The organism is Gammaproteobacteria bacterium (assembly GCA_028817255.1).
In the GTDB taxonomy this organism is placed as follows: Bacteria; Pseudomonadota; Gammaproteobacteria; order Porifericomitales; family Porifericomitaceae; genus Porifericomes; species Porifericomes azotivorans.
Genome location: JAPPQA010000190.1, coordinates 1 through 3,725 on the forward strand (window position 1 = coordinate 1; position 3,725 = coordinate 3,725).

The 3,725-nt window shown below is 66.9% G+C and carries 2 protein-coding genes and 1 pseudogene; all 3 read left to right on the top strand.

Annotated features, from left to right (window positions below; translation table 11 throughout):
- Positions 1-156: 156 nt before the first annotated feature.
- Positions 157-2,193, top strand: a pseudogene (gene uvrB / locus OXU43_07760) (excinuclease ABC subunit UvrB).
- A 159-nt stretch (positions 2,194-2,352) separates the two neighbouring features.
- Complete coding sequence (locus tag OXU43_07765) at positions 2,353-2,766, top strand: very short patch repair endonuclease (protein MDD9825050.1); 414 nt, start codon at positions 2,353-2,355, stop codon at positions 2,764-2,766.
- Position 2,767: 1 nt separating this feature from the next.
- A complete protein-coding gene (locus OXU43_07770; protein ID MDD9825051.1) occupies positions 2,768-3,466 on the top strand; it encodes a DNA cytosine methyltransferase in 699 nt (232 codons plus the stop codon).
- Positions 3,467-3,725: the final 259 nt, after the last annotated feature.

The window sequence follows — 3,725 nt, forward strand, 5'->3', positions numbered from 1 at the left end:
TGGCGGCTTGGCTGCTGCGACTCCCCCTCAAGGGGGGAGTGATGGGAAAAATGAGGCGCAGGCTTGCCCCTGGCTTGAACAGGGGCAGGAATCTACCCTCCATGGCGGGGTGGGAATCTTTTCCCCTTGATTGCGTAACGGTTAGAAGGAAACCCTGTGGAAAAATCTTCGGCGCACGAATCCCCGGCCAGCGAAGCCGAATTTCGCATTTGCTCCGACTACGGCCCCGCCGGCGACCAGCCGGCGGCGATCCGCGGCCTGGTTGCCGGTCTGCGCGACGGCCTGGCCCACCAGACCCTGCTGGGCGTAACCGGCTCCGGCAAGACCTTCACCGTTGCCGGGGTGGTGCAGGAAGTGCAGCGGCCCACCCTGCTCCTGGCGCCGAACAAGACGCTGGCGGCGCAACTCTACAGCGAACTGCGCACGCTGTTCCCCGGCAACGCGGTGGAGTACTTCGTCTCCTACTACGACTACTACCAACCGGAGGCATACGTGCCGACCACGGACACGTACATCGAGAAGGACGCCTCCATCAACGAGCACATCGAGCAGATGCGCCTGTCCGCCACCAAGGCGCTGCTGGAGCGCCCGGACGTGATCATCGTCGCCACCGTCTCCGCCATCTACGGCCTGGGCGACCCGCGGGCCTACCTGAAAATGGTGCTGCACCTGGACCGCGGCGACCGCATCCGGCAGCGCGAAATTCTGCGCCGCCTGGCCGCCATGCAGTACTCGCGCAACGAGGTCGAACTGCGCCGCGCCACCTACCGCGTGCGCGGCGACGTGATTGACGTCTTTCCCGCCGAATCGGAGCGCGAGGCGGTGCGCATCGAGCTGTTCGACGACGAGATCGAATCGCTGACGATCTTCGACCCGCTTACCGCCGAGATCCTGCGCCGCCTGCCGCGCCTGACCATTCACCCCAAGACGCACTACGCCACGCAGCGCGAAGTGATCCTGCGCGCCGTCGAGGAAATCCGGGAGGAACTGCGGGAGCGCCTCGCCGAACTGCGCGGGCAGAACAAACTGCTGGAGCTGCAGCGCCTGGAGCACCGGACGCGCTTCGACCTGGAAATGATGATGGAACTCGGCTACTGCTCCGGGATCGAGAACTACTCCCGCTACCTGTCCGGCAGGAAGGCCGGCGAGCCGCCCCCCACCCTGTTCGACTACCTGCCGGCGAACGCCTTGTTGGTCATAGACGAGAGCCATGTCACCGTGCCGCAGCTCGGCGGCATGTACCGCGGCGACCGCTCGCGCAAGGAGACGCTGGTGAACTACGGCTTCCGGCTGCCCTCCGCGCTGGACAACCGGCCGTTGCGCTTCTCCGAATTCGAGGGCCGCGGCGTGCAGACCATCTACGTGTCCGCCACCCCCGGCCCCTACGAACTGGAACGCTCCGGGCGGGTGACGGAGCAACTGGTGCGCCCCACCGGCCTGGTGGACCCGGAGGTGGAGGTGCGTTCCGCCACCGGCCAGGTGGACGACCTGCTCTCCGAGATCAACCAGCGCGTGCGGGCGGGGGAGCGGGTGCTGGTGACCACCCTGACCAAGCGCATGGCGGAAGACCTGACCGACTACCTGCAGGAGCACGACATCAAGGTGCGCTACCTGCACTCGGACATAGACACCGTGGAGCGGGTGGAGATCATCCGCGGCCTGCGCCTGGGCGAGACGGACGTGTTGGTGGGCATCAACCTGCTGCGCGAGGGCCTGGACCTGCCGGAGGTGTCGCTGGTGGCGATCCTGGACGCCGACAAGGAGGGCTTTCTGCGCTCCGCCACCACCTTGATCCAGACCATCGGCCGCGCCGCCCGCAACCTCAACGGCAAGGCCATCCTCTACGCCGACGAGCGCACCGGCTCCATGCGGCGGGCCCTGGAAGAGACCGGGCGCCGCCGGCGGCGGCAGCAACGCTTCAACCAACAGCGCGGCATCACCCCCGCCGGCATTCGCAAGGCCGTGGTGGACATCATGGAAGGCGCCCGCGAGGCGCCGCCGCCCCGCTACGGCCGCCGCGGCGCTGCCCGCGCCGCCCCGCGTGCCGCCGCCTCCGGGGACGCCGCCGTCGCCGGCGACCTGGGCCGCCGGATCAAGGACCTGGAGCGGAGCATGTACCGTCACGCCCGCGATCTGCAATTCGAGGAGGCCGCCCGCCTGCGCGACGAGATCCGCCAACTGCGCGACACCGGATTGCAATTGCCGGCGAAGCCCTCCGATAATCCGGGTGCCCCTGCCAGTCGCCGGAAGACCCGTGCGGCCAGGGCCGGGGCAGGGGCCGGCGCAGACAAAGCTTGAGACAAGATGTCAGCAGGAAGGCCCGATACGCGCATACATAAGGTCCCGACGTAAATGATTGACCGGGTATCCGAAAAGACGCGCAGCTACATTATGTCGCGCGTGGGCAGCAAGGATACCGGCCCGGAGATGACGGTGCGGCGGATGCTGCACCGCCTGGGATACCGGTATCGGCTGCATCGCGGCGACCTGCCGGGTTCGCCGGACCTGGTGTTTCGCCAGCGGCGGAAGGTGGTTTTCGTGCACGGCTGTTTCTGGCACGGCCACGATTGCCGGGGCGGCCGTTTGCCGGAGAGCAAGGCGGATTATTGGCAGCCGAAGATCGCGGCGAACCGCAAGCGGGACGCCGCCTGTATCGCCAGGCTCGAAGAACTGGGGTGGGATTCGTTTGTCGTATGGCAATGTCGGTTGCGGGAGCCGAAACGCCTGCGCTCGCGGCTTGTCGCCTACCTGGGGCCGGCGAAATAGCGTGAGCGGCGCGAATGGAGGCAAGGGGCGGGTAACGAGGCGGCGCCCGGTTGCGGTAGATCTGTTCGCCGGCGCCGGCGGCCTTAGCCTGGGATTCGAGCAGGCGGGCTTCGATGTCGCGGCGGCGGTGGAGATCGATCCGATCCACGCAGCGACGCATCGCTATAACTTTCCGGATTGTGCGACGATCCCCAAGCCTATCGCAGAGGTTTCCGGGCGGGAGTTGCGAAGCGTATCGGGGATCGGCGACAGGGAGGTGGACATCGTCGTCGGCGGTCCTCCCTGCCAGGGCTTCTCCTTCCGCGGCGCCTTCACCAGCCCGCGGCCGATCCACTATGCGCGAGACCGGTGCGTCACGATCCGCGAGATGGCGAGGCTGCACGGTTTTCCCGACTGGTTCCGTTTCCATAAGACGAAGTGGCACGGCGCGAGGCAGGTCGGCAATGCCGTGCCGCCGCCGTTGGCCAGGGCGCTGGCCTGCGAATTCCTGGCGGCGATGGGCGTAAGCCCCACCCGCCCCCGGCGGGCGCTGCCCCTGGGAGATGCGGCCCTACTCGGCATGGACATGAGTGCGGCCGCGGATTATTGGGGGGTCGCGGTGCCGATCGCCAGGCGGGACCGCAAGAGCGGCGCCAGGAAGCGCAAGCAGGAAGAGATCGAGGAGGCGCTGGGTGGCGGTAGTATTTTCTTCCCTGGATGACAGTTAGGCAATACGAAGAATAGGCAGGCAGAATGGGCGAGAAAAGAAAGGGATGCTCTGATTAAAGCGGCAGCGCATAATTCCGCCATTTCCATGCCCCCACCTCGCCATTCCCGCGCAGGCGGGAATCCAGCGTATAAAGCGCGCGCTTCGCGCTCCTTCAGGGCGGAGCGAGGGAAAGGCGGACGGCCAAAGATTCGCGCTTGTCGCCTGCCGGCGCCATCGCGCGAATGTGCGCGTTCCGCGCTCTATTTACGCT